The sequence below is a fragment of the Klebsiella sp. KTE92 genome (assembly GCF_000398905.1).
Lineage (GTDB): Bacteria > Pseudomonadota > Gammaproteobacteria > Enterobacterales > Enterobacteriaceae > Klebsiella > Klebsiella variicola.
This window is the reverse complement of the sequence record NZ_KB976100.1, coordinates 2,304,954-2,329,253: the sequence shown is the minus strand read 5'-3', so window position 1 is coordinate 2,329,253 and position 24,300 is coordinate 2,304,954. Positions and strand designations below refer to the sequence as shown.

Genomic DNA, 24,300 nt, shown 5'->3' with positions numbered 1-24,300 from the left:
TGCGCAATGTAAGGGTGTCTTCATATGATTACGATTGATGGTAATGGCGCGGTCGCTTCCGTCGCGTTTCGCACCAGTGAAGTTATCGCCATCTACCCGATCACGCCCAGTTCAACGATGGCGGAACAGGCCGACGCCTGGGCCGGCAATGGGCTGAAAAACGTCTGGGGCGATGTTCCCCGCGTGGTCGAAATGCAGTCGGAGGCAGGCGCCATTGGCGCCGTACATGGCGCGCTGCAGACCGGCGCCCTCTCCACCTCCTTTACCTCATCGCAGGGCCTGCTGCTGATGATCCCTACGCTGTACAAACTGGCCGGCCAGCTGATGCCGTTTGTGCTGCACGTCGCCGCCCGCACCGTCGCCACCCACGCGCTATCGATCTTCGGCGATCATTCCGACGTCATGGCCGTGCGGCAGACCGGTTGCGCCATGCTGTGCGCCAGCAGCGTCCAGGAGGCGCAGGATTTTGCGCTGATCTCGCATATCGCCACCCTGCAAAGCCGGGTGCCGTTTATTCATTTCTTTGATGGTTTCCGCACCTCGCACGAAATCAACAAAATCGCCCCGCTGGCGGATGACACCATTCGCGCCCTGCTACCGCAGGATAAAATCGCCGAGCATCGCCAGCGCGCGCTCAATCCGGAACACCCGGTGATCCGCGGAACCTCGGCCAACCCCGACACTTACTTCCAGTCCCGGGAGGCCACCAATCCGTGGTACGACGCGGTCTATAACCATGTTGAGACGGCGATGAACGACTTCGCCGCCGCCACCGGCCGTCAGTACAAACCGTTTGAGTTTTACGGCCACCCGCAGGCAGAGCGCGTGATCGTCATTATGGGTTCGGCCATCGGTACCTGCGAAGAGGTGGTTGATGAACTGCTGAGCCGCGGCGAGAAAGTCGGCGTGCTGAAAGTGCGCCTCTATCGCCCGTTCTCCGCCGCCCACCTGCTGGCAGCGTTGCCGGAGAGCACCCGGGCGGTAGCGGTGCTCGATCGCACCAAAGAGCCTGGCGCGCTTGCCGAGCCGCTGTATCTCGATGTGATGACCGCCCTGGCGGAAGCCTTTAACCGCGGCGAGCGCGAGACGCTGCCGCGCACCATCGGCGGCCGCTATGGCCTCTCCTCCAAGGAGTTCGGCCCGGAATGCGTGCTGGCGGTATTTAGTGAACTGCAGTCCGCTCAGCCGAAGCCGCGCTTTACCGTCGGTATCTATGATGACGTGACCAATCTGTCGCTGCCGCTGGGAGAAAATTCCCTGCCGGCTGAGGCCAAGCTCGAGGCCCTGTTCTACGGTCTCGGCAGCGATGGCAGCGTGTCGGCCACCAAAAACAACATCAAAATCATCGGCAACTCGACCCCGTGGTTCTCACAGGGCTATTTTGTCTATGACTCGAAGAAAGCGGGCGGCCTGACCGTCTCACATCTGCGCGTCAGCGAAAAACCGATTCGTTCATCGTATCTGATTTCGCAGGCTGATTTTGTCGGCTGCCACCAGCTACAGTTTATCGATAAATACCAGATGGCCGAGCGGCTGAAGCCCGGCGGTATTTTCCTGCTCAACACGCCGTATGGCGCCGATGAGGTCTGGTCTCGCCTGCCGCAGGAAGTCCAGGCCACCCTGAATCAGAAAAAAGCGCGTTTTTACGTGGTCAACGCGGCGAAAATCGCCCGCGAGTGCAGCCTCGGCGCGCGCATTAATACCGTGATGCAGATGGCGTTCTTCCATCTCACCCGCATCCTGCCGGGCGACAGCGCGCTGGCGGAACTGCAGGCAGCCATCGCCAAAAGCTACAGCAGCAAAGGCCAGGAGCTGGTGGAACGCAACTGGCAGGCGCTGGCCCTGGCCCGGGAATCGCTGGCGGAAGTGCCGCTCCAGCCAGTGAACGCCAGCAGTCCGAACCGCCCGCCGGTCGTCTCTGACGCCGCGCCGGATTTCGTCAAAACGGTCACCGCCGCGATGCTGGCCGGCCTCGGCGATGCGCTGCCGGTCTCCGCCCTGCCGCCGGACGGCACCTGGCCCATGGGCACCACGCGCTGGGAGAAACGCAATATCGCCGAAGAGATCCCCATCTGGAAGGAAGCGCTGTGTACGCAGTGCAACCACTGCGTCGCCGCCTGCCCGCACTCGGCGATCCGCGCCAAAGTGGTCGCGCCGGAAGAGATGGAGAACGCCCCTGCCAGTCTGCACTCGCTGGACGTCAAATCCCGCGATATGCGCGGACAAAAATACGTTCTGCAGGTCGCCCCGGAAGACTGCACCGGCTGCAACCTGTGCGTTGAAGTGTGCCCGGCGAAAGATCGCCAGAACCCGGAGATCAAGGCCATCAATATGATGTCGCGCCTGGAGCATGTGGAAGAGGAGAAGGTCAATTACGATTACTTCCTCAACCTGCCGGAAATCGACCGTACAAAACTGGAGCGGATTGATATTCGCACCTCGCAGCTGATCAGCCCGCTGTTTGAATACTCCGGCGCCTGCTCCGGCTGTGGCGAAACGCCGTATATCAAACTGCTGACCCAGCTGTATGGCGATCGGATGTTGATTGCCAATGCTACCGGCTGCTCCTCCATTTACGGCGGCAACCTGCCCTCGACGCCGTATACGACCGACGCCAACGGCCGCGGCCCGGCATGGGCCAACTCGCTGTTTGAGGATAACGCTGAATTCGGGCTCGGATTCCGCTTAACCGTCGACCAGCACCGTCAGCGCGTGATGCGCCTGCTGAGCGAATTTGCCGACAAACTGCCGGCAGAGTTGAACGCGGCGCTGCATGCCGAGGCGACGCCGGAAGTTCGCCGCGAGCAGGTGGCGGCCCTGCGCCAGGCGCTGGCCGGCGTGGACGGCGCTGAAGAGCTGCTGACCGATGCTGACGCGCTGGTGGAGAAATCCGTCTGGCTGATCGGCGGCGACGGCTGGGCCTACGATATTGGCTTCGGCGGTCTGGATCATGTGCTGAGCCTGACGGAAAACGTCAACATTCTGGTGCTGGATACCCAGTGCTACTCCAACACCGGCGGCCAGGCGTCAAAAGCCACCCCGCTGGGGGCGGTCACTAAGTTTGGCGAACACGGTAAACGCAAGGCGCGCAAAGATCTTGGCGTCAGCATGATGATGTACGGTCATGTCTATGTGGCGCAGATTTCGCTGGGCGCGCAGCTGAACCAGACGGTGAAAGCGATTCAGGAAGCGGAAGCCTATCCGGGACCGTCGCTGATCATCGCCTACAGTCCTTGCGAAGAACACGGCTACGATCTGGCGCTCAGCCACGATCAGATGCGTCAGCTGACCGCCACTGGATTCTGGCCGCTCTACCGCTTCGACCCGCGTCGCGCCGACGAAGGCAAACTGCCGCTGGCGCTGGATTCTCGTCCGCCGTCCGACGCGCTGGCCGAGACGCTGCTCAACGAGCAACGCTTCCGTCGCCTGAACGCCCAGCAGCCGGAGGTGGCGGAGCAGTTGTGGAAAGACGCCGCCGCCGATCTGCAGAAACGGTATGACTTCCTCGCCCAGCTGGCCGGCAAAGCGGAGAAATCACCGAGCGAAGGCTAAGGTTATTTTCCATCCTGCAGCCATAAAAAAAGCCCGAACATGTTGTTCGGGCTTGTCGTTTTACCGATAAACAAAATCATTCCGCAGAATGAGACGGCAACAATAAATAATTGGCATGACAATAAAGGCATATAACGCGCGAATAATACGTGATTATCCTGGGTATGTATAATTTTTATTTTGTATATTATCCACGGATATATTCAGCATAATTATCACCGTTTCTTTGGTATTATTTATTTTAGATTTTACTTATATCGTAACAATTGAGTCTTACCATATCTCAGACCGCTCCTTTAGCATGAGTTCACTTCCTTCCCGGAAGCTAAAACATAAAAACAGTTAAAGGAATTTCTTCATGAAAAGAAAAGTACTGGCCCTCGTTATTCCGGCTTTATTAGCCGCCGGTGCCGCCCATGCGGCGGAAATTTATAATAAAGACGGAAATAAATTAGATCTCTATGGCAAGGTAGACGGTCTGCACTATTTCTCCAGCGACTCGAAAAAAGACGGCGATCAAACTTATTTGCGTTTTGGCTTTAAAGGCGAAACTCAGATCAACGATATGCTCACCGGTTACGGTCAGTGGGAATATAACGTTCAGGCCAACAACACCGAGAGCTCCAGCGATCAGGCGTGGACCCGTCTGGCATTCGCGGGTATCAAAGTCGGCGATTACGGCTCCTTCGACTACGGTCGTAACTACGGCGTGCTGTACGACGTCGAAGGCTGGACCGATATGCTGCCGGAGTTCGGCGGCGACTCCTACACCTATGCGGATAACTTTATGGCAGGCCGCGCCAACGGCGTCGCGACCTACCGCAACAGCGATTTCTTTGGCCTGGTGGAGGGTCTGAACTTTGCCCTGCAGTATCAGGGTAAAAACGAAGGTCAGAACGCGCAGGATATCAACGTCGGCACCAATAACCGCAGCAGCGACAGCGATGTTCGCTTCGACAATGGCGATGGCTTCGGTCTCTCCACCTCTTATGACTTCGGCATGGGCATCAGCGCGGCAGCGGCCTACACCTCTTCTGACCGTACCAACGATCAGATGACCCAGACCAACGCCCGCGGCGATAAAGCCGAAGCCTGGACCGCCGGCCTGAAGTACGACGCCAACGATATCTACCTGGCGACCATGTACTCAGAAACCCGCAATATGACCCCGTACGGCAATGACGGCGTGGCCAATAAAACGCAAAACTTCGAAGTCACCGCGCAGTATCAGTTCGACTTCGGCCTGCGTCCGGCCATCTCCTACCTGCAGTCCAAAGGCAAAGATCTCTATAATAACGGCCGCTACGCCGATAAAGATCTGGTCAAATATATGGACGTTGGCGCTACCTATTACTTCAACCGTAATATGTCTACCTACGTTGATTACAAAATCAACCTGCTGGATGACAACGACAGCTTCTACAAAGACAACGGTATCTCTACCGACAACATCGTCGCCCTGGGCCTGGTTTACCAGTTCTGATGCGCCAGCCCGCCGGTTCCGGCGGGCTTCTTCCTCCCGCCGTACAGTAGATAAAACAAAACAATATATCCCGCTGGTTAAAATAGCCGTCCATTTAGTGATATAGTCGTGCTCAGTCAGTGCTTGCCCGAGGACGTCCACCATGCATCATCACCCAGTAAAATCATCCCGAATTATCTCTGTCGCCTACGATGACGCCTCCGCCACACTGGAAATCTATTTTTATCACCAGCCGCCGTTGCAATATACCGGCGTGCCACCGCGTATTTTCCGCGATTTTTTACAGGTGGTGTCAAAAGGACGATTTTATGACGGCGTGATCAAAGGGAAATTCCCCGAACGCAAGCCACGTTAATGTCAAAGTGTGACCACGGTCATGATACAAAACGTGCTCTAATGCCGTACAATGTGAGGGGATACTTAAACAGGAGGTTTTTATGAGCAGAATGATTCTTGTCCCTATCGATATCTCTGATAAAGAATTTACTGAACGCATTATCAGTCACGTTGAATCGGAAGCACGGATTGACGACGCTGAGGTCCATTTCCTCTCCGTGATCCCTTCCCTGCCCTATTATGCCTCACTGGGAATGGCTTACACCGCCGAACTGCCGGGTATGGATGAGCTGCGCGAAGGAACGGAAACGCAGCTTAAAGAGATCGCCAAACAATTTTCCATCCCGGAAGATCGGATGCATTTTCACGTCGCCGAAGGGTCGCCAAAAGATAAGATCCTCGCGCTGGCCAAGTCGCTACCCGCCGACCTGGTGATCATCGCGTCGCACCGGCCAGATATCACCACCTATCTGCTGGGCTCCAACGCCGCCGCGGTGGTCCGCCACGCCGAGTGCTCAGTCCTGGTGGTGCGTTAACGCCACAGCCCGCCGCCCGGCGGGCTTTTTATTTCCGCTTACACCGCCTCCGCCTGCCTGCCCGCAGCGGAAAGTGCCGGAAAGATGCTGACATTCTGCCCCTGAATCCGTACTGACCCTAGCTATAGAACTCTTCGGGCATCACGCCGTTTTTCTGGTACCTGTTTCCTTCTTTCCATAGTTACGGATGGCGTGAAAGGAAGTAGTATTCGGGCTCAGTACAAGCGCGTAGAGAATGAGTTACGAAACGTCACCGGTGAGCCCTGTGTAGGGATATGTCACCGCGATTCCGTTGTCTGTTCGGCTTTATGGAGCCGATGCCGCAGGAGAACAACCGCAGAGTAGTCAAATTAGTATTTCGTATTCATAGAAGGGAGGCCTTTTCTCTGAAAGCACCGTTTTTAAATCAGATGCTTAGACTTGGTTGAACTGTATGAGTGGAATTGCTACTGATAAAAAAATAATGCACAGCCAAATAGCTACAATAATTAATTGGGAATTCTGTATTTTCCTCTCGATGATTTTTATTTAGAGATAAATGAGGATAAAAAATGTCTTGGAATAAGTACTTAGCAGCACAATATGCCAGAGACAATGCTGAAGATCATAGTATTGGGTTATGTGCTAGATATGTAACCAACGCAATTCTCTATGGTGGTCTCAACATCCCAAGAACTCCATATGCCAAGGACATGGGAAACACTCTATTTGCAGCTGGATTTAAGTATGCGATTGTTAGTATGGATATTGGAGATATTGCGATAATACAGCCTATACCAAACCATCCTTATGGCCATGTCTGTATATATGATGGTGAAAATTGGATTAGTGACTTCATTCAAAAAACAATGTATCCGGGGCAGGCATACAGAAATTCTGCCCCTCCATTTATCATTCTTCGCCACACTTGATTAAGAGATTGAATTACCAATAAATTCAGCTCAACAAATCAGTTGGTAAGATCTAGAGGGCTCACAATTGCGAGCCCTAATATTCCACGCGGATGAAGTAAAAATATTATTAGCGGCTATGATAATGTTAATCACTGCCTTTATGGATAACAAAGTTAATTGTCAGTAGGACCTCACATCTGCAATTTTTTCTGCCGGCGACCAGGCCCTGCTACATACGCCTACGACCGCGACGATTGCAGCGCAATCAAGTCTAGCTTTTTGGCCAAAGAAGTGCTCGCCGCTTGCAACTTAGGGCTTTTTAACGATCTCCATATCATGCCTAAAAATAATGTTTTTAAGTTTTATAGCTAGTGCGTCAAAGTTAGCTCCTTGAGCCTCTATATCAATAAGTAGGAGATCTATCTCACTTCGGCTTAAACGATTACTCCTCCATTTACGCTCAAAGCCTCCTGCAGTTGCGATTGCTGTAAGTGCTGCTGCAATAGTCGTTAATACTACTGCGACTCCTGAATAATCTGGGTCTTTGATTTGTAAAATTGCTCCCGCAGCTACACTACATAGAATTGAACCGAAGATACTGAAATGATGTGCAAAACTCCAATTCTTTTGACCTTTATTAAACTGAGAACGAAATTTAAGTGCTTGATCATTTAACGTTTTCTTGTCCATAACGCCCTCGCATGATTAGTTCAAAAAAGATGATTTATAAGAATAAATATAACGATAAAAACATGCCAATCCTGACTTATATTTCAGGCGCTTTTACATCAACTTCATCAAACTTGGTTTGCTCGATTTTTATTATAGTAGTTGTTCTCTTGTTTTCATTATCTCAAGTTCTGACCAGTTTGCTACTCTTGATGTCCCAAGCTTCTGTCTCGATTTACGTAGCACATTTTTGTAGCTGGCCTTGACTATTTTAATTGTTGAACACCATTAGCCTGCTCGTAAAAAGATATTAAAAAGCAATTGGTTATATGCAAAAATATAGAGTGTTCATATGACCACAAAATGAACTTGCTTCCCTGAGTTTGCACTCCTCTAAGCGCGTACCGTCAAGCCACTCACCGCGAAAAACCATTGTTCTGCAGATACTCCCTTACTCGCTCATTTTTCGATCCCCCACGTAACCGCTAAGCCTTCACGCTAAATACAAATTCGATGTTTTCTGTTAAACCTGCTTCGACCATTAATTTCTTTATTACCATGACAGCAAACGGCATGTTCGGCCCACCAAAAACAGCGGCAGGAAACCGGACGATACAATTGCTCGGCCCTGCCCTGGACGCGCTGAAAGCGCAGCATGAACTGACTGCTGGACATCCGGTATCCTCTATCACGTTTCACCACAGGGAATACGGCTCAAGCGAGGAACAGAATTTGCGATTTGTTTTCATGCCGCGGAGACGAAAAGGCGAGCAAAAACCCTGCTACTCGCACAGCAGCATAGGCAGCAGATGGGAAGCTGCAGTAAAACGCGCTGGCATTCGCCGCAGGAATCCGTACCATACGCGGCATACTTTTGCCTGCTGGCTCCTGACGGCTGGCGCAAACCCGTCTTTTATAGCCAATCAGATGGGGCATGAAAACGCGCAAATGGTGTACGACGTTTATAGTACATGGATAGAAGAAATGAACGGCGACCAGGTTTCTATGTTGAATTCCCGGCTTGGGCTTTAACACATTTTGCCCCCTATATGCCCCTTTTAGATTTTGAGAATGTTAACAATGCAAGAAAATCAAGAACTTACAAAGAAAGAGAAATACAACATCGATAAGCTGCAGAAACGTCTGCGCCGCAACGTCGGTGAGGCGATTGCCGACTTCAATATGATTGAAGAGGGCGACCGCATTATGGTTTGTCTTTCAGGCGGCAAGGACAGCTATACCATGCTGGAGATCCTGCGTAATCTGCAGAAAAGCGCGCCCATCTCCTTCTCGCTGGTGGCGGTGAACCTCGATCAGAAACAGCCTGGGTTCCCGGAGCATATTCTGCCGGCGTATCTTGAGCAGCTGGGCGTGGAATACAAGATTGTCGAAGAGAATACCTACGGCATCGTCAAAGAGAAGATCCCGGAAGGGAAAACCACCTGCTCGCTGTGCTCTCGCCTGCGTCGCGGTATCCTCTACCGTACCGCCACCGAGCTCGGGGCGACCAAGATCGCCCTCGGCCATCATCGCGATGACATCCTGCAGACGCTGTTCCTGAATATGTTCTACGGCGGCAAAATGAAAGGAATGCCGCCGAAGCTAATGAGCGACGACGGCAAACACATCGTCATCCGCCCGCTGGCCTACTGCCGCGAAAAGGACATCGAGCGCTTCTCCCAGGCCAAAGGCTTCCCGATTATTCCGTGCAACCTGTGCGGTTCGCAGCCAAATCTGCAGCGCCAGGTGATCGCCGATATGCTCCGCGACTGGGATAAGCGTTATCCTGGGCGCATTGAAACCATGTTCAGCGCGATGCAGAACGTGGTGCCTTCACACCTGAGCGATGTCAATCTGTTTGATTTTAAAGGCATCATCCACGGCTCCGAGGTGGTGGACGGCGGCGATCTGGCGTTTGACCGGGAAGATATTCCCCTGCAGCCTGCCGGCTGGCAGCCGGAAGAAGAAGACGCCCGTCTCGATGAACTGCGTCTGAACGTGGTGGAAGTGAAGTAACCCTCACGCGTCTCAGGCAGCCGCCTGAGACGCACTAACCTGCCCTTACTTCAGCAGTCGAACGCGGCAGGCTTTGCCCTTAATCTTGCCATTTTGTAACTGCTTATACGCCTTCTGCGCCATATTCTGGCGGATCGCCACATAGACATGAGCCGGATGGACGGTGATTTTGCCGATATCGGCACCGTCAAAACCCATATCGCCGGTCAACGCTCCCAGCACATCTCCCGGGCGCATTTTCGCCTTTTTACCGCCGTCGATACACAGCGTGGCCATCTCCGCCGTCAGCGGTGCGATGGTGTTGCCCGTCGGCGCCGACAGCCAGTTCAGGGAGAGCTGCAGCATGTCGGCCAGGATCGTGGCGCGCTGCGCCTCTTCCGGCGCACAGAAGCTGATGGCCAGCCCTTGTTCGCCGGCGCGGGCGGTACGGCCGATGCGGTGAACATGCACCTCCGGATCCCAGGCCAGCTCGAAGTTCACCACCAGTGCGAGGGATTTGATGTCCAGGCCGCGGGCAGCGACGTCGGTCGCCACCAGAACCCGGACGCTGCCGTTGGCGAAGCGCACCAGCGTCTGATCGCGATCGCGCTGCTCGAGATCACCATGCAGGGACAAGGCGCTCTGCCCGGCGGCGTTGAGCGCATCGCAGACCGCCTGGCAATCGCGTTTGGTGTTGCAGAACACCACGCAGGATGCAGGCTGATGCTGGCTGAGCAGGCGCTGCAGCAGGGCAATCTTACCGTGGCGGGAAACTTCAAAGAACTGCTGTTCAATCGCCGGGAGCGCATCGACAGTGTCGATCTCAATTGTCTGCGGATTGCGCTGCACCCGGCCGCTGATCGCCGCGATTGCCGCGGGCCAGGTGGCGGAAAACAGCAGGGTCTGCCGGTCAGCCGGCGCGAAGCGGATCACCTCGTCGATGGCGTCGCTGAAGCCCATATCGAGCATGCGGTCCGCTTCATCCATCACCAGGGTCTGCAGCGCGTCAAGGGAGACGGTTCCCTTCTGCAGATGATCGAGCAGACGGCCCGGGGTGGCGACGATGATATGCGGGGCGTGCTGGAGTGAATCTCGCTGGGCGCCAAAGGGCTGCCCGCCGCAGAGCATCAGAATCTTGATGTTCGGCAGGCAGCGCGCCAGGCGACGCAGCTCACCGGCAACCTGATCGGCCAGCTCGCGGGTCGGACACAACACCAGCGACTGGGTCTCAAAGCGCGCCGGATCGATATGCTGCAGCAGACCCAGCCCGAATGCGGCCGTTTTTCCGCTGCCGGTTTTTGCCTGCACGCGCACATCTTTCCCCGCAAGGATCGCCGGCAGGGCGGCGGCCTGAACCGGAGTCATCGACAGATAACCCAGCTCATTAAGGTTGGCTAATTGGGCGGCAGGTAAAACAGTCAGGGTAGAAAAAGCGGTCACAATGTATTCTCGTATTAAAGGACGGACAATCTGCAGGCGCGTATCCTCGCAGATCTCCGCGCCTGATGCGACAATTTAATCGGCTCTTCGTCAGGCGGCGGATCGGGCTGCGGCTGCGGACGCGGTCGTGGGTCGGGTAAAGGAGCCGGATCGTTCGGCTCGGGTGAGATGGGGATAGACTGGGCTGTCAGCCCTGAAGCGTAATGCATAGAGGCCTCCCGGAGAGTAATACGGGCGTACCCGCAGGCTTAACGGCCTGAAGACCGTCGGGTGTCTTAGTAAGCGTAGAAGCTGGTCCGGAGAGCGCAAAAAAAAAGCCGACTCAACAAAGTCGGCGTCGTACGAATCAATTGTGCTATGCAGTAATTCAAAAAAGGAAGTAAGACAATATGGAGCGCAACGCCCATCGCTTGACGTTGCATTCACCTGCGAGAGAGATATTGCCCTGAATGGGTAGGTGGTTTATTGATTTCGCTCAAACATTGCCGGGTTTTCCCGGCAATGCGGCCGCTAAAAGGCGATTCTTTACAACCATTTACTGCGATGTAACCACCACGCAACACCACCGATGACAACAACTAACATCAGGCAGAAGAGGCTAAACCCCAGATGCCAGCTGTTTCCCGGGATCCCGCCAAGGTTGACGCCGAACAGGCCGGTTAAAAAGGTGCTGGGCAGAAACACCATCGCCATCAACGACATCGTGTAGGTCCGCCGCGCCAGCGACTCCTGCATAATCTGGGCGATCTCGTCGCTCATGATCGCCGTCCGGGCGATACAGCTGTCGATCTCATCCAGACCGCGCCCCAGCCGCTCAGCGATATCCTGCATCCGCCGCCGCTGATCGTCACTCATCCACGGCAGCCGCTCGCTGGCCAGTCGGGCGTAAACGTCGCGCTGCGGCGCCATATAGCGGCGCATCACAATCAGTTGCTTACGCAGCAGCGCGAGAAAACCCCGCGGTGGCACCTGTTGGTCAAGCAGGTCATCTTCCAGGTCGATAATGCGGTCGTGCAGCTGTTCGATAAACTCGCTGGCATGATCGGTCAGCGCATCGCAGACTTCCACCAGCCAGCTGCCGCCGTCCGTCGGGCCATTGCCCTCCTTCAGGTCACCCAGCACATCGTCCAGCGCCAGCACCTTGCGCTGACGGGTGGAGACGATCAGCCGCTCGTCCATATACAGACGCATCGCCACCAGCTGGTCGGGACGCTCATCGGTACTGCCGTTAATGCAGCGCAGGGTGATCAGCGCCCCGTCGCCGATCCGCGTCACCCGTGGCCGGGTGCTCTCCCCCGCCAGGGCGTCACGCACGTTGTTGGGCAGCAACGGGGTGGCCGCCAGCCAGTCGGCGCTGTCGCTGTGGGTATAATTCAGATGCAGCCAGCAGGGCTTGTCTTTGTCGATAATATCGTTATCGGTGAGCGGCTTCACGCCCCCCTGCCCGTCGAGCACCCACGCGAAGATCGCGTCCGGTATTTGCAACTCCGAGCCTTTAATCGCGTCCACTCAACCTCCGTTAATCCATACCTGTCACATTGCGCGCACTCTCTATAAGGTACGCGAAAGCGCGCTTTTTCGCTTTTTATTGCCCGGTAAGTAGGGCTAATAGCTTCATTAAAAAGCGCTTTCGCCCCGGGTCGCGCTGCACTCCTCATTTAACGTTAAAGCGTAGTGAAATCAAGTTCTTCCCGTTTTGCCGATCTCAATGCGTCTTTTTGCGGTTTATTTTGCCACTCATTGCTGTATTATGCTGTTTATTGCGTTAATTTGCGGAGTCGCTTGCCATGCATAAGCTCGCCAGACAAAAACACATCCTCGACAGGCTGAGTGAAAACGGCCAGCTAAGCATCAGCGAACTGGTCGAAGGGCTCCAGGTCTCCGCCGATACCATTCGCCGGGATCTGAGCGAGCTGGAAAAACAGGGTGTCCTGCAGAAAAGCCACGGCGGCGCCATCGCTCTTAACGTCCCGGCGATGACCCGCCAGGGTCGAAACGCCCTGCTCCCCCAGACCAAGCAGCGCCTGGGTCAGCAGGTCGCCGCGCGCATCCCCCTCGGCTCGACGCTGTTTCTCGACGCCGGAAGCACGGTGCTGGCGGTCGCCGCCCAGCTTAAAGGGCCGATGACCGTGATCACGCCTTCGCTGGATATCGCCCAGCTGTTTAGCGACCGTACCGATATCCAGCTGATCCTGCTTGGCGGCCAGTGGGACAGTGAACAGCGGCTGTTCGCCGGCAGCGCTACGCTGTCGCTGGTCGCCCGCTACCGGGCCGACATCGCCATTCTCGGCGCCTGCGCGCTTCATGCCGGGCTGGGGCTGAGCGCCAGCCAGGAGGCCGATGCTGACGTGAAGCGCGCCATGCTGGCCGCCAGCGCAGAGCACTGGCTGGTGGCAGACCATACCAAAGTCAACCATTGCGAGCCGTGGCTGGTGGCCGGGCTCAGCGATATTCACCATCTTTTTCTTGATCGTCCCTGGGCTGAGCTGGGGGATGACCCCGCCCTCTCTGTACACATTGCTGACGCTTAACCGCGTGGAGAACCTGATGAGTAACAACACAATAAATATCGCCCTGATTGGCTATGGCTTCGTCGGTAAGACCTTCCACGCGCCGCTTATCCGTTCAGTGCCGGGTCTGAATCTGGCGTTCGTCGCCTCGCGCGATGAAGAGAAAGTCAAACGCGACCTGCCGGATGTCACGGTCATCGCTTCCCCGGAGGCAGCGGTTCAGCATCCGGATGTCGATCTGGTGGTCATCGCCTCCCCCAACGCCACCCACGCGCCGCTGGCCCGCCTGGCGCTGAACGCCGGCAAGCATGTGGTGGTGGATAAACCTTTTACCCTCGATATGCAGGAAGCCCGGGAGCTGATCGCCCTGGCTGAGGAGAAACAGCGCCTGCTCTCGGTCTTCCATAACCGCCGCTGGGACAGCGACTACCAGGGGATCCGTCAGGTCATTGAGCAGGGCGCCATCGGCACGGTGAAACACTTCGAGTCGCATTTTGACCGCTTCCGTCCGGAAGTTCGCGTCCGCTGGCGTGAGCAGAACGTCCCGGGCAGTGGTTTATGGTTCGATCTGGGGCCCCACCTGATCGACCAGGCGCTGCAGCTGTTTGGTTTGCCGCAGTCGGTACAAGGCAATATCGCCACCCTGCGCGACGGCGCGGAGATCAACGACTGGGCGCATGTGGTATTAAACTACCCGGCGCATAAAGCGATCCTGCACTGCAGCATGCTGGTCGCGGGCGGCTCCTCGCGCTTCACCGTGCACGGCGATAAAGGCAGCGTGATCAAAGCGCGGGCCGACCAGCAGGAGAGCCAGTTGCTGGCGGGCGTGGAGCCGGGAAGTGCCGGCTGGGGTCAGGATGATGACAAGCTGGTGATCTATGACGCCTCGCTGCAGACCCACTCTCAGGCCACTCCGCAGGGCGATCAGCGCCAGTACTATATGCAGATCCGCGACGCGCTGAACGGTCAGATCGCCAATCCGGTGCCGCCGGTTGAAGCGCTGGCGGTAATGGCCGTTCTGGAAGCGGCGGTGCGCGCTGCAGAAAGCGGCATGGTGCAGACCCTGGACCTGACCGACGACGAGCGCAACGCGCTGCGCTAATCCTGCCTGCTCTCCGGTTATCTGCGCATCCCGCAGGTAACCGGTTCCTCCGTTCCATTTCAGAAAAAATCACTACTCGTCCGCAATATAACCCTCTTTTATCCTGCTTTATAGCGCAAAGCACCGCTGGAAATTTCAGCCAATTGGGAGGAGGATAGAGAGCAGATCGATCGTGATGAGAAAAGGGTTGCTGACGCTGTGGACGCGGCGACCGCATTAATGGACAGGAGAAGCTCATGTACTACACGTTAGGAGATACCACTCTCCATTTTTATCGCTATCAGTGCAAATTTTACGTCGCCCACTGGGACGGGGGTAACGTGATGGACGAGAAATTTAAACCGTTTATCGAACAGATCACTGAGAAGACCGGGCTGGATGCGAAACGCGTCGAGACCGCCGCGCGCGATTATTTTACCAACGTGGATTAACATGCAACCTGGTGTTGTAGGGCGTGGGTGCAGGCTGGCGCGATGAACGCGCATGCTAACCCACGCTTTCGCCGCCAGGTGTTTCTCTCCTGGCGGCTTCCCTTCCCCGTCGGCCTTAAACCGTGGACAGTTTGGCCAGAATGGCGGCGAAGGCATCATTAACGTTATCGCCGGCGAGCAGTTTTTTACGCAACGTGAAGCTTCTGCCGCTGGAACGGATCCGTAGCCGAACTTTCGCATCATTATTCCCGCGCTCAGCCAGCACAACGTCACCTAACGGAATAACGTAGGTATCGGCATAGAGCCCCGGTGTAAATATCATCGACTCGCCGCTCACGCCAATCACCACCCGATTCTGCAGACGATAGCCATTGCACAGCGCAACAATGCCGGCGGCAATAAATACCCCGCCAATACCCATGCCAATCATTAAGATAATAATGCCGGCGATGAGCGCCAGCGCCCCCTGCGGATAAAAACCGGATGCATTAAAGGTTAATAGCTGGTGATTATCGTCGCGGCCCATCGCCCCGGTTGTTGACCGCCATGGGGTAAAACCGGCGTTAATCCGCGTTTGAAAGCTGAACATACAGCCAACCAGAAAGATCATGCTGGCGGGCACCATCACGATACCGCCAATAAATGCCAGCACGATGGCCAGATAAGGATAGCGGCCCGACAACATAATACTGACGGCCTGAACCACCACGGCGATAAACAGAGCGAGCACCAGCCAGGACCACATGCTGTCCGCCCGATGATGAAAGTTCAGCTGTCCTTCATCGAGTAATAAATTTCGCGCGACAAAACAGATAATAATATTGACGAACAGGCCTATCCAGACCAGTTTATGAACATGCTTCATCCCATACTCCATTATGTATTTTACTATTCCATTCGGTGGCATTATAAAATAAACCTGAATGCCGTCGGGATATTACCAAAGCGCCACGCAAGATCAATAAAAAGCATGTTCATGTCATCTATTCCCAGATTAACATGTCCGGTTATCATTTATAGGAATTATAAAATCCACTAGAAGTATTGACGTTATTTTCACGATGAGAATATCACCCTGCCGCCCGGCAGGGTGTTGGCGATTAACCTTCTTTCATCACCACCAGCGCCGGGGCGCTTTTCTTCCGCAGCAGATAGCCTGCGGCGAGGATCAGCAGCCATACCGGGATCAGGCAGACGGAGATGCGGATGTCGGGAGTCAGATACATCACCACGAGGATCCCGGCGAGAAACAGCAGGCACAGCCAGTTAGTCAGGGGATAGCCGAGGCTTTGGAAGGCCGTTACCTTCCCGGCCCGCTGCATAGCGCGACGAAACTTGAGATGGGTGATGCAGATCATCGCCCAGTTAATCACCAGGGCCGCCACCACCAGCGCCATCAGCAGGCCAAACGCTTTACCAGGCATCACATAGTTAATCACCACGCAAAGCGCCGTGGCGACGGCAGATACCGCCAGCGCGGTCAACGGGATCCCCCGGCGGTTAACCCGCAGCAGCGCCCGCGGAGCATTGCCCTGCTGAGCCAGGCCGAACAGCATCCGGCTGTTGCAGTACACACAGCTGTTGTAGACCGACAGCGCGGCGGTGAGCACCACCAGATTGAGAGCGTTGGCCACAATATTGCTGTCAATGGCATGAAAGATCAGCACAAAGGGGCTACCCCCCTCCACGACGTTACGCCAGGGATAGAGTGACAGCAGGACCGCCAGCGAACCCACATAAAACAGCAGAATACGGTAGATCACCTGGTTGGTGGCTTTGGGAATGGTTTTATGCGGTTCGTCGGCTTCCGCCGCGGTGATCCCCACCAGCTCAAGCCCGCCGAAGGAGAACATGATTACCGCCATCGCCATTACTAAGCCCGTGATACCGTTAGGGAAAAATCCCCCGTCCTGCCACAGGTTGGCCACCGTCGCCGCCGGGCCGCCGTGGCCGCTAAATAACAGATAGCTGCCAAAGGCGATCATGCTGATGATGGCGGCCACTTTGACAATCGAGAACCAAAACTCCAGCTCGCCATACACTTTGACATTCGTCAGGTTGATGGCGTTGATCGCCACGAAGAAGATCGCCGCCGACAGCCAGGCGGGTACTTCCGGCCACCAGTACTGAATATAGATCCCCACCGCCGTCAGCTCCGCCATGCTCACCAGCACATACAACACCCAGTAATTCCAGCCGGACATAAACCCGGCGAAAGGCCCCCAGTAGCGGTTGGCGAAATGGCTGAACGACCCCGCCACCGGCTCCTCTACCACCATCTCGCCAAGTTGTCGCATGATGAAGAAGGCGATCGCTCCGGCGATGGCGTAGCCCAGCAGGACCGAGGGGCCTGCCATACGGATCGTCTGCGCGATACCTAAAAACAGTCCGGTGCCGACCGCGCCCCCGAGGGCGATCAACTGGATGTGGCGGTTTTTTAACCCACGTTTTAACTGATGCTCTTGCTGCGTTGTCATCTCTGACCTGCCCCTGTCTGTAAAAAAGTCACCTTCGGCGATAGCAACTTTCAGGCCAGGGCGCAGCATCCCGCCATAAGAGCAAGAGCAATATATTGAATTTTATTAAAATATTATTTATCCGTCTGCTCTGTGGCGTAAGCCATGCGCCGCCACGCCAAACATAACGCGCAATAAACCGCCTGAAATCGCACAGTTCATGAGAAAAATAGCCTCCTCATGCATAAAGCTGACCCGTTTTGGTGCGCCGGCGTCGCCGCCCTGTCGTCAGACTTCACGGCGGGCAAAAAGCTGTTAGGCTGTTAACCACTCTGACGTTCCATTAGTGGCCACCATGTACAACATCGACGACTATGATTTGAAAATTCTCACCCTGCTGCAGGCCAATGGCCGTTTGACCAATCAGGAACTGAGCGATCTCATCGGCCTGTCCGCCTCCCAGTGTTCACGGCGCCGCATCGCCCTTGAACAGGCGCAGCTTATCCTCGGCTATCACGCGCGGCTGGCGCCGGATGCTGCCGGACAGGAAATGCTGGGTCTGATAGAAGTGCGCTTGCTGAATCACACCCCGCAATGCGTGGAGAGCTTTCACCAGATGCTCAGTGAAGTGGACGCCATTCTGGATGCCTGGAAAACCACCGGCGACGCCGATTATCTGCTGCGGGTGACGGTCCCGGACCTGCCCGGTCTGAGCCATTTGATCAGCCATATTCTGGCGCAAAACAAAGGGGTGGCCCATCTGAAAACTGCCGTTGTGCTCAACCGCCTGAAAGAGAACGGCCAGCTGATGCCGGGCACGCCCCCGCTGCGCTGAACCGGAGCACAGTGCCCTGCGTTGGTGCAGACGCGGGGCCAGAAAATGCATGTAAAACGGCGAATTCGCACAACTCACGCATACAGAAACCATGACACGCACGATTCGTGCAATTTTCTCTTCCTGTCAGAACAACAGGTTAGGCTTAACCACGGCTGTTTTTTCCGCAAACGATCGCCCGGGCACGCTCCTCTGGTGCGATTTTTGCAAACAAGCGCTTATCCTTGTTAACGAAAAGATAGTGCTTATTTATGGATAACGTCCTTTCCCCTGAAAAACTGACCCACACCTGGCTGGAGGATGCCCTGGCGCTGCTGTTCGGCACGCTAATGATCTCCTTTGGTATTATCCTGTTTCGTCAGGCCGGTGCCCTGACCGGCGGGACGGCAGGCATGGCCTTTCTGATCCACTACGCCACCCACCTGCCGTTCGGCGTGGTTTTCTTCGCCATTAATCTGCCCTTCTACTGGCTCTCCGTCCGGCGGATGGGCGCCGCCTTCACGCTGAAAACCTTCTGCGCGGTCGGACTGGTGTCCCTGTTCTCTGACCTGCACGGTTACTTTATCCATGTCGATCGCCTGAACCCCTATTACGCCACCCTCTTCGGCAACATCATGGTCGGCATCGGCTTTGTGGTGCTGTTTCGCCATAAAGCGAGCCTCGGCGGCGTTAATATTCTGGCCCTCTATCTGCAGGACAAAAGCGGCATCCGCGCCGGTAAATTCCAGATGGTGGTTGACGCCTGCATCGTCACCGCCTCGCTATGGGTAGTAAGCCTGCCGATGCTGCTGGTCTCTATCCTCGGCGCCGTAGTTTTGAATTCGATTATCGCCATGAACCACCGTCCCGGACGCTACGCGGTGTAATGGCTTCACCTTTGACGGTCATTTCAGGAGTAACCACTGTGTTTCAGAACGTTGACGCCTATGCGGGCGATCCTATCCTGTCGCTGATGGAAGCCTTTCAACAGGATCCCCGGGCAGACAAAGTTAACCTCAGCATCGGGCTGTACTATAACGAGCAGGCCATTATTCCCCAGCTGGAGGCGGTCCGTCAGGCCGCTGACCGGCTGCAGAGTCAGCAGCAAAAGGCCAGCCTTTATCTGCCGATGGAGGGGCTGGCGCCCTATCGCCGTGCGGTCCAGACCCTGCTGTTTGGCGACAATCATCCGGCGTTGCGTGCCGGACGCATCGCCACCATCCAGACGCTGGGGGGCTCCGGCGCGCTGAAGGTGGGCGCTGATTTCCTCAAGCGCTACTTCCCCGACTCCGCGGTCTGGGTCAGCGATCCAACCTGGGAGAACCACGTTGCCATCTTTGCCGGCGCCGGCTTTGAGGTACATACCTATCCCTGGTTCGACAGCGCCACCCGCGGGGTGAATTTCCCCGCTATGCTCGCCGCCCTCCAGCAGTTGCCGCCGCGCAGCATTGTGCTGCTTCACCCTTGCTGCCATAACCCGACGGGGGCCGATCTCACCCGCGAGCAGTGGGATCGCGTGATTGAGGTGCTGATCGGCAGGGAGCTGATCCCATTCCTTGATATCGCCTACCAGGGCTTCGGCCGCGGACTGGACGAGGATGCCTATGCCATTCGCGCCATCGCCAGCGCCGGGCTGACGGCGCTGGTCAGCAACTCGTTTTCCAAGATATTTTCGCTGTATGGCGAGCGGGTTGGCGGCCTGTCAGTGGTCTGCGACAATGCCGATATCGCCGGGCGCGTGCTGGGCCAGCTGAAAGCCACCGTGCGGCGCAACTACTCCAGCCCGCCGGGGTTTGGCGCTCAGGTGGTATCGCAGGTGCTCAACGCTCCCGCGCTGAACGCCTTGTGGCAGGAAGAAGTGGAAGCCATGCGCACCCGCATCAGCGCCATGCGCGTCGCGCTGGTGACGGCCCTGCAGGCCGCCCAGCCGGAGGGTGATTTTTCCTATCTGCTGACCCAGCGCGGCATGTTCAGTTATACCGGCTTTAGCACCCGGCAGGTGGACATCCTGCGTGAAGAGTACGGCATTTACCTGATCGCCAGCGGTCGGGTCTGCGTGGCCGGGCTCAACCACGGTAATATTGCGCGAGTCGCCCATGCCTTTGCCGCGGTCTCCACGCGCTAAGCCGCTGTCCCGCGAACCGCGGTTACCCCGGGGCGGGACGACGGTTATTCGCGACGCAGTCGGCGAGCCAGGCGGGTGCCCAGCGTCTGAATGAGCTGGACAATCACAATCAGCACCAGGGCGGTGGTGAGGGTGGCAAAGGCGTCGAAGCGCTGATAGCCATAGGTGATCGCCAGGTCGCCAATTCCGCCGCCGCCCACCGTTCCTGCCATGGCGGTCGCACCAAGCAGGCCGATGGTCGCCGTGGTAAGGGCCAGAATCAGCGACGCTGCCGCCTCCGGCAGCATAAAATGCCAGACCGTCTGCAGGGGGGTCGCGCCTATCGCATCCGCGGCTTCGAGGATCCCCTCATCCACCTCCAGCAGTGAGCTCTCCACCAGCCGGGCAATGTACGGGGCGACAAAAACGATCAGCGGCACGATGGCCCCCGCGGTGCCGATAGTGGTGCCCACCAGCAGTCGGGTAAAGGGCAGGATCACAATCAGCAAAATGATAAACGGCAGCGAACGCAGCACGTTAATCAGCGGATTCAGCGCCTGATGCACCACCGGGTTGGCCACGATGCCGCCGGGACGGCAAACCACCAGCACAATCCCTAACGGTACGCCGATCAGCGCGCCAAAGCCCAGCGAGACGGCGACCATAATCAGCGTGTCATGCAGCGCCAGCAGAAACTGATCGCCGGTAATGGCGGTATCAATAAGATCAAACATGGGTGATTTTCACTCCTGCATCGGCCAGATGGGTGATGGCGCGGTCGGTTTCGTCAGGCTCGCCGAGGAGTTGCACAATCATAAATCCCAGAATCCGGCCCTGAACTTCAGACATGCTGGCAAACAGGATATTCACCTCGACAGCATACTCGCGGATCAGGTGGTTAATGATCGGCTGCTGCGCCGTCGCGCCGATAAATTCGAGGCGTATAGCCCGGGCGCCGTTATCGCGCTGCAGGAGCGACGCCACCCGCTGCGGCAGACGATCGTGCACCACCGACTGCACGAAACTGGCCGTTACCGGATGCTGCGGCTGGGCAAAGAGGTCGAAAACCGTCCCCTGCTCAACGATACGGCCCGCCTGCATCACCGCCACCTTGTGACAGATTTTCTGGATCACCGACATCTCATGGGTGATCAGTACGATGGTGATGCCATAGCGGCGATTAATCTCCTGCAAGAGCAGTAAGATCTGCACCGTGGTGTGGGGATCGAGCGCCGAGGTGGCTTCATCGCACAGCAGTACCGACGGGTTGGTGGCCAGCGCCCGGGCAATACCGACCCGCTGCTTTTGTCCACCCGACAGCTCATTAGGGTAGCTGTGGATTTTGTCGCTCAGATCGACGAACGCCAGCAGTTCCGCCACCCGCGCCTGGATAAAGGCCTTGTCGCGGCCTTGTAAAATCAGCGGGATGGCGATGTTATGGAAAACGGTTTTCGAATTCAGCAGATTAAAATTCTGAAAGATCATGCCGATATCTTTTTTGATGGCCTGCAGGCGCTGGCCGCTGCAGGCCTGTAGCGGCTCGCCGTTTAACAGCACCTCGCCCTCGCCAGGCGTTTCCAGACGATTAATCAGCCGTAATAAGGTGCTTTTTCCTGCCCCGCTGTAGCCAATAATGCCGAAAATATCGCCTCGTTCAATGCTGAGATTAATATCCTGCAGGGCCAGAACCGGATGTCCTTTCCTGGAAAAGCTTTTACTGACGTGGCGAAACTCTATCATCGCGTTATTCATTTTAAATAATCAGGAAGCAGGTAACCATCATACTGCGGATGGCTGAGAATATATTTTTTGAAATCGGCAGAGTGGTAGCCATCGATAATATCTTTGGCAAACTGCGCCTTCTGATTTTTACCGGCGACGGTCACGACATTAATAAAATGGCTGGTGGCTGCCTCCAGCTTTAATGCCGAGGTCAGGGACATACCGCTGGAGACGGCGAAATTGCCCTGAATCAGGCCATAGTCGACATCCGGCAGAGCGCGAACCTGCTGGGCATTATCCATCTCTTTAAGGACAATTTTGTACGGATTGTCAACGATATTGCGCTGCGAAAAAGTGGCGGGGTCGCTGTCCGGTTTGACCTTCACCCAGCCCAGACTCTGTAACACCAGCACCGCGCGATATTCGTTCGACGGCTGGTTCGGTACCGACACGACGGTCCCTGCCGCCGGCGTCCCCAGGGTGGTCAGTTTACCGCCGTACAGCCCCATCGGCGGCGTGGGGACCTGCACAATGCCCACGTTATCGATCCCCAGCCGCTCATTAATTGCTTTCAGATATACCGGATGCTGCATAATATTCGCTTCGATATCCCCGCGGGCTACCGCGTCATTCACCTGAATACCGTCGCTGAAATCCTTATATTCGATTTTATACCCTTTACTCAATAAATAGGGCGCAACGCCTTTCTCAAATTGTTCTTTGTACGGCCCGGGGTTAAAGCCGACGCGAATAAGATGTTCGTCGGCGGCGGCATAAAAAGAGGTGGCCGACAACAGGGCGAGAGTCATCCCGAGCGCAACTGACTTGTTCATAAGGTATTTTCCTGGAAGGTTGGCGATATTGAGCGATTAAATCACAGCCGACTGTGGGTTGTAAGCCAGAACGCCGGATTTCCTTTTGCTAATTCCTCATTAACTTTTGCTATATCGACATATCCTAAAAACAAGAATCCTTTGCGTTTTTTGTTATTTAGCCAGGCGCAATAAATCCCTTAAAGATGGCTAATTATTCGTGACTTAAACCGGGAATGTTATGCCTGATTTTACTGCTTCGCCGCTGGTGGACGCGCTGGAAGAGAATCTGTTCAGCTTGCTGGAAAAACTGGCCGCGGAGGTCAACACCGAAGCGCTGCCGCTGATCGATCTTTCCAGCGGCAGTCCGGATCAACCCACTCCGCCAGAAGTGATTGACTCGCTGCAGAGCGCCATTCATCGTCGTGAAAACCATGGCTACCCGTCGTTCTGGGGCAAACCGCAGGTCCGCGAGGCGATCGCCCAGTTCTATCGCCGGCAATATGATGTGGAACTCGATCCGCACAGCGAAGTCGCCGTGTTTCAGGGTTCGCATATCGGCATTGGCGGCATCCCGCGGGCGCTGCTCAGCCCCGGTCAATATCTGATCTCCACCGATCCCTGCTATCCGATTTACCGCTCGGCGGCGCTGCAGTCCCAGGCAACGTTTTATGGCCTGCCGCTCAGGGCGGAGAACCATTTCCTGCCGGATTTTAACGACCTCCCCCGGGAGGTGGCTGACAAGGCCGGGCTGGTGGTGCTTAACTACCCGCATAATCCAACCGGCGCCCTCGCCACGCCGGCGCTGTTCGCCAGCGCTCTGCAATTTGCCCGTCGTCACCAGGTGCCGATCCTCCATGATTTTGCCTATGCGGCCATCGGCAGCGCAGCCAGCGATGCGCCGCTGAGCCTCTTCTCCCAGCCCGACGCGAAAGCATGGGGAGTGGAAACCTATACTTTTTCCAAGACCTTTAATATGGCCGGCTGGCGCTTCGGCTTCGCGGTCGGCAACGCCTCGATTATCCGGGCGTTTAAAAAGCTGCACACCCATAGCTACAGCACGGTGTTTGGCGCGATTCAGGATGCGGCGATCGCCGCGCTCAACCTGCCGGCCGAACGGATTGCGCAGCTGACGGCGGTCTATCATCAACGTCGGGAGTGGGTTCTGCGTCGACTGGCTGCGCTGCGCTGGCCGGCGCGTGCCGCACAAGGCACTTTCTTCCTCTGGCTCGGCGTGCCGCCCGGCTACCGTTCGCAGGAGTTTGCCCGCCTGCTGCTGCAGGAAGCGCATATTCTGGTGGCGCCGGGCACTGGTTTTGGCGAAGGGGGTGAAGGGTTTATTCGCATCAGCCTCACGGCAGGCGACGACGCGCTGAGCAACGCGCTGGACCGTCTCGCCCGGCTGGCGCTGTTTTAGTCCGCCGCCGGGGGAAGTGAAAACACGT

At 56.2% G+C, this 24,300-nt stretch carries 22 protein-coding genes and 1 pseudogene; 14 read left to right on the top strand and 9 right to left on the bottom strand.

Features of this window, described 5'->3' with window-relative positions:
* Positions 1 to 24: 24 nt before the first annotated feature.
* The 5 genes from nifJ (at position 25) to A1WC_RS26170 (ending at position 6,818) form a co-directional block, all read left to right on the top strand.
* Positions 25 to 3,552, top strand: coding sequence for a pyruvate:ferredoxin (flavodoxin) oxidoreductase (gene nifJ / locus A1WC_RS14415; RefSeq protein WP_016160894.1), 3,528 nt, complete (start codon positions 25 to 27; stop codon positions 3,550 to 3,552).
* Between the two features lie 358 nt (positions 3,553 to 3,910).
* Positions 3,911 to 5,035 (top strand): porin OmpK37, encoded by a 1,125-nt coding sequence (gene ompK37, locus A1WC_RS14420; RefSeq protein ID WP_016160893.1) that lies wholly within the window; start codon positions 3,911 to 3,913, stop codon positions 5,033 to 5,035.
* Positions 5,036 to 5,177: 142 nt separating this feature from the next.
* The gene (locus A1WC_RS14425) at positions 5,178 to 5,390 is read left to right on the top strand and encodes a KTSC domain-containing protein (RefSeq protein WP_008805148.1); all 213 of its coding nucleotides are present in this window, start codon (positions 5,178 to 5,180) and stop codon (positions 5,388 to 5,390) included.
* Positions 5,391 to 5,472: 82 nt separating this feature from the next.
* The gene (gene uspF / locus A1WC_RS14430; protein ID WP_008805149.1) at positions 5,473 to 5,907 is read left to right on the top strand and encodes a universal stress protein UspF; all 435 of its coding nucleotides are present in this window, start codon (positions 5,473 to 5,475) and stop codon (positions 5,905 to 5,907) included.
* A 551-nt stretch (positions 5,908 to 6,458) separates the two neighbouring features.
* Positions 6,459 to 6,818, top strand: a complete 360-nt coding sequence (locus A1WC_RS26170; protein ID WP_071599412.1) for a CHAP domain-containing protein — start codon at positions 6,459 to 6,461, stop codon at positions 6,816 to 6,818.
* A 291-nt stretch (positions 6,819 to 7,109) separates the two neighbouring features.
* Here the strand turns inward: A1WC_RS26170 and A1WC_RS0125125 are convergent, their stop codons facing one another.
* A complete protein-coding gene (locus A1WC_RS0125125; RefSeq protein ID WP_032691179.1) occupies positions 7,110 to 7,490 on the bottom strand; it encodes a hypothetical protein in 381 nt (126 codons plus the stop codon).
* Positions 7,491 to 8,036: 546 nt separating this feature from the next.
* On the opposite strand from A1WC_RS0125125, the pseudogene A1WC_RS0125120 reads away from it, so the two are divergent.
* Together A1WC_RS0125120 and ttcA are read left to right on the top strand one after the other, a co-directional pair.
* A pseudogene (locus A1WC_RS0125120) lies at positions 8,037 to 8,501 on the top strand (tyrosine-type recombinase/integrase); the annotation flags it as partial.
* A 48-nt stretch (positions 8,502 to 8,549) separates the two neighbouring features.
* Entirely contained in the window at positions 8,550 to 9,485 is a 936-nt protein-coding gene (ttcA, locus tag A1WC_RS14435; RefSeq protein ID WP_016160892.1) for a tRNA 2-thiocytidine(32) synthetase TtcA, read from the top strand.
* Positions 9,486 to 9,530: 45 nt separating this feature from the next.
* On the opposite strand, the gene dbpA is transcribed toward ttcA, so the two are convergent.
* The 3 genes from dbpA to zntB form a co-directional block, all read right to left on the bottom strand.
* Entirely contained in the window at positions 9,531 to 10,904 is a 1,374-nt protein-coding gene (gene dbpA, locus A1WC_RS14440; RefSeq protein ID WP_016160891.1) for an ATP-dependent RNA helicase DbpA, read from the bottom strand.
* 14 nt (positions 10,905 to 10,918) lie between these two features.
* On the bottom strand, positions 10,919 to 11,095 hold the full coding sequence (locus tag A1WC_RS28425; RefSeq protein WP_369707647.1) for a hypothetical protein: 177 nt from the start codon (positions 11,093 to 11,095) through the stop codon (positions 10,919 to 10,921).
* A 334-nt stretch (positions 11,096 to 11,429) separates the two neighbouring features.
* Entirely contained in the window at positions 11,430 to 12,413 is a 984-nt protein-coding gene (gene zntB / locus A1WC_RS14445) for a zinc transporter ZntB (protein ID WP_008805152.1), read from the bottom strand.
* Between the two features lie 278 nt (positions 12,414 to 12,691).
* Between zntB and A1WC_RS14450 the strand changes: the two genes are divergently transcribed.
* The 3 genes from A1WC_RS14450 to A1WC_RS14460 all read left to right on the top strand — a co-directional run bounded on the left by A1WC_RS14450 (position 12,692) and on the right by A1WC_RS14460 (position 14,947).
* Entirely contained in the window at positions 12,692 to 13,435 is a 744-nt protein-coding gene (locus A1WC_RS14450) for a DeoR/GlpR family DNA-binding transcription regulator (RefSeq protein WP_012541956.1), read from the top strand.
* Positions 13,398 to 14,516, top strand: coding sequence for an oxidoreductase (locus A1WC_RS14455; protein ID WP_016160890.1), 1,119 nt, complete (start codon positions 13,398 to 13,400; stop codon positions 14,514 to 14,516). Before A1WC_RS14450 ends, A1WC_RS14455 begins: the two co-directional genes overlap by 38 nt.
* A gap of 236 nt (positions 14,517 to 14,752) precedes the next feature.
* A complete protein-coding gene (locus tag A1WC_RS14460; protein ID WP_008805155.1) occupies positions 14,753 to 14,947 on the top strand; it encodes a hypothetical protein in 195 nt (64 codons plus the stop codon).
* Positions 14,948 to 15,062: 115 nt separating this feature from the next.
* Here A1WC_RS14460 and A1WC_RS14465 read toward each other — a convergent pair whose 3' ends face one another.
* A complete protein-coding gene (locus A1WC_RS14465; protein ID WP_008805156.1) occupies positions 15,063 to 15,812 on the bottom strand; it encodes a hypothetical protein in 750 nt (249 codons plus the stop codon).
* Between the two features lie 235 nt (positions 15,813 to 16,047).
* Entirely contained in the window at positions 16,048 to 17,424 is a 1,377-nt protein-coding gene (locus A1WC_RS14470) for an amino acid permease (protein WP_016160889.1), read from the bottom strand.
* 334 nt (positions 17,425 to 17,758) lie between these two features.
* Here A1WC_RS14470 and A1WC_RS14475 point away from each other — a divergent pair, with 334 nt between their 5' ends.
* The 3 genes from A1WC_RS14475 (at position 17,759) to A1WC_RS14485 (ending at position 20,342) form a co-directional block, all read left to right on the top strand.
* On the top strand, positions 17,759 to 18,238 hold the full coding sequence (locus A1WC_RS14475; RefSeq protein ID WP_016160888.1) for an Lrp/AsnC family transcriptional regulator: 480 nt from the start codon (positions 17,759 to 17,761) through the stop codon (positions 18,236 to 18,238).
* A 251-nt stretch (positions 18,239 to 18,489) separates the two neighbouring features.
* The gene (locus tag A1WC_RS14480) at positions 18,490 to 19,104 is read left to right on the top strand and encodes a YitT family protein (RefSeq protein WP_016160887.1); all 615 of its coding nucleotides are present in this window, start codon (positions 18,490 to 18,492) and stop codon (positions 19,102 to 19,104) included.
* A 38-nt stretch (positions 19,105 to 19,142) separates the two neighbouring features.
* The gene (locus A1WC_RS14485) at positions 19,143 to 20,342 is read left to right on the top strand and encodes an amino acid aminotransferase (protein WP_012968380.1); all 1,200 of its coding nucleotides are present in this window, start codon (positions 19,143 to 19,145) and stop codon (positions 20,340 to 20,342) included.
* A 44-nt stretch (positions 20,343 to 20,386) separates the two neighbouring features.
* Here A1WC_RS14485 and A1WC_RS14490 read toward each other — a convergent pair whose 3' ends face one another.
* The 3 genes from A1WC_RS14490 to A1WC_RS14500 are packed head-to-tail and all read right to left on the bottom strand — an operon-like array spanning position 20,387 to position 22,876.
* Positions 20,387 to 21,055 (bottom strand): methionine ABC transporter permease, encoded by a 669-nt coding sequence (locus tag A1WC_RS14490; protein WP_016160886.1) that lies wholly within the window; start codon positions 21,053 to 21,055, stop codon positions 20,387 to 20,389.
* Positions 21,048 to 22,061 carry a methionine ABC transporter ATP-binding protein gene (locus A1WC_RS14495; RefSeq protein WP_008805160.1) on the bottom strand — a complete coding sequence of 338 codons (1,014 nt, stop codon included), beginning with the start codon at positions 22,059 to 22,061 and terminating at the stop codon, positions 21,048 to 21,050. Before A1WC_RS14495 ends, A1WC_RS14490 begins: the two co-directional genes overlap by 8 nt.
* A gap of 8 nt (positions 22,062 to 22,069) precedes the next feature.
* Positions 22,070 to 22,876, bottom strand: a complete 807-nt coding sequence (locus A1WC_RS14500; protein ID WP_012968382.1) for a MetQ/NlpA family ABC transporter substrate-binding protein — start codon at positions 22,874 to 22,876, stop codon at positions 22,070 to 22,072.
* A gap of 220 nt (positions 22,877 to 23,096) precedes the next feature.
* Here A1WC_RS14500 and A1WC_RS14505 point away from each other — a divergent pair, with 220 nt between their 5' ends.
* Positions 23,097 to 24,272 (top strand): aminotransferase class I/II-fold pyridoxal phosphate-dependent enzyme, encoded by a 1,176-nt coding sequence (locus tag A1WC_RS14505; RefSeq protein WP_016160885.1) that lies wholly within the window; start codon positions 23,097 to 23,099, stop codon positions 24,270 to 24,272.
* The last annotated feature ends 28 nt before the right edge of the window (positions 24,273 to 24,300 follow it).

Coding starts and splice junctions, on each gene's coding strand:
- A1WC_RS26170 (WP_071599412.1), top strand. CDS start 6,459: ATGTCTTGGAATAAGTACTTAGCAGCACAATATGCCAGAGACAATGCT.
- ompK37 (WP_016160893.1), top strand. CDS start 3,911: ATGAAAAGAAAAGTACTGGCCCTCGTTATTCCGGCTTTATTAGCCGCC.
- A1WC_RS14480 (WP_016160887.1), top strand. CDS start 18,490: ATGGATAACGTCCTTTCCCCTGAAAAACTGACCCACACCTGGCTGGAG.
- nifJ (WP_016160894.1), top strand. CDS start 25: ATGATTACGATTGATGGTAATGGCGCGGTCGCTTCCGTCGCGTTTCGC.
- A1WC_RS14470 (WP_016160889.1), bottom strand. CDS start 17,424: ATGACAACGCAGCAAGAGCATCAGTTAAAACGTGGGTTAAAAAACCGC.
- A1WC_RS14505 (WP_016160885.1), top strand. CDS start 23,097: ATGCCTGATTTTACTGCTTCGCCGCTGGTGGACGCGCTGGAAGAGAAT.
- A1WC_RS14500 (WP_012968382.1), bottom strand. CDS start 22,876: ATGAACAAGTCAGTTGCGCTCGGGATGACTCTCGCCCTGTTGTCGGCC.
- A1WC_RS0125125 (WP_032691179.1), bottom strand. CDS start 7,490: ATGGACAAGAAAACGTTAAATGATCAAGCACTTAAATTTCGTTCTCAG.
- A1WC_RS14460 (WP_008805155.1), top strand. CDS start 14,753: ATGTACTACACGTTAGGAGATACCACTCTCCATTTTTATCGCTATCAG.
- A1WC_RS14455 (WP_016160890.1), top strand. CDS start 13,398: ATGACCCCGCCCTCTCTGTACACATTGCTGACGCTTAACCGCGTGGAG.
- A1WC_RS14450 (WP_012541956.1), top strand. CDS start 12,692: ATGCATAAGCTCGCCAGACAAAAACACATCCTCGACAGGCTGAGTGAA.
- ttcA (WP_016160892.1), top strand. CDS start 8,550: ATGCAAGAAAATCAAGAACTTACAAAGAAAGAGAAATACAACATCGAT.
- A1WC_RS14495 (WP_008805160.1), bottom strand. CDS start 22,061: ATGATAGAGTTTCGCCACGTCAGTAAAAGCTTTTCCAGGAAAGGACAT.
- A1WC_RS14490 (WP_016160886.1), bottom strand. CDS start 21,055: ATGTTTGATCTTATTGATACCGCCATTACCGGCGATCAGTTTCTGCTG.
- A1WC_RS14425 (WP_008805148.1), top strand. CDS start 5,178: ATGCATCATCACCCAGTAAAATCATCCCGAATTATCTCTGTCGCCTAC.
- uspF (WP_008805149.1), top strand. CDS start 5,473: ATGAGCAGAATGATTCTTGTCCCTATCGATATCTCTGATAAAGAATTT.
- A1WC_RS14465 (WP_008805156.1), bottom strand. CDS start 15,812: ATGAAGCATGTTCATAAACTGGTCTGGATAGGCCTGTTCGTCAATATT.
- A1WC_RS14475 (WP_016160888.1), top strand. CDS start 17,759: ATGTACAACATCGACGACTATGATTTGAAAATTCTCACCCTGCTGCAG.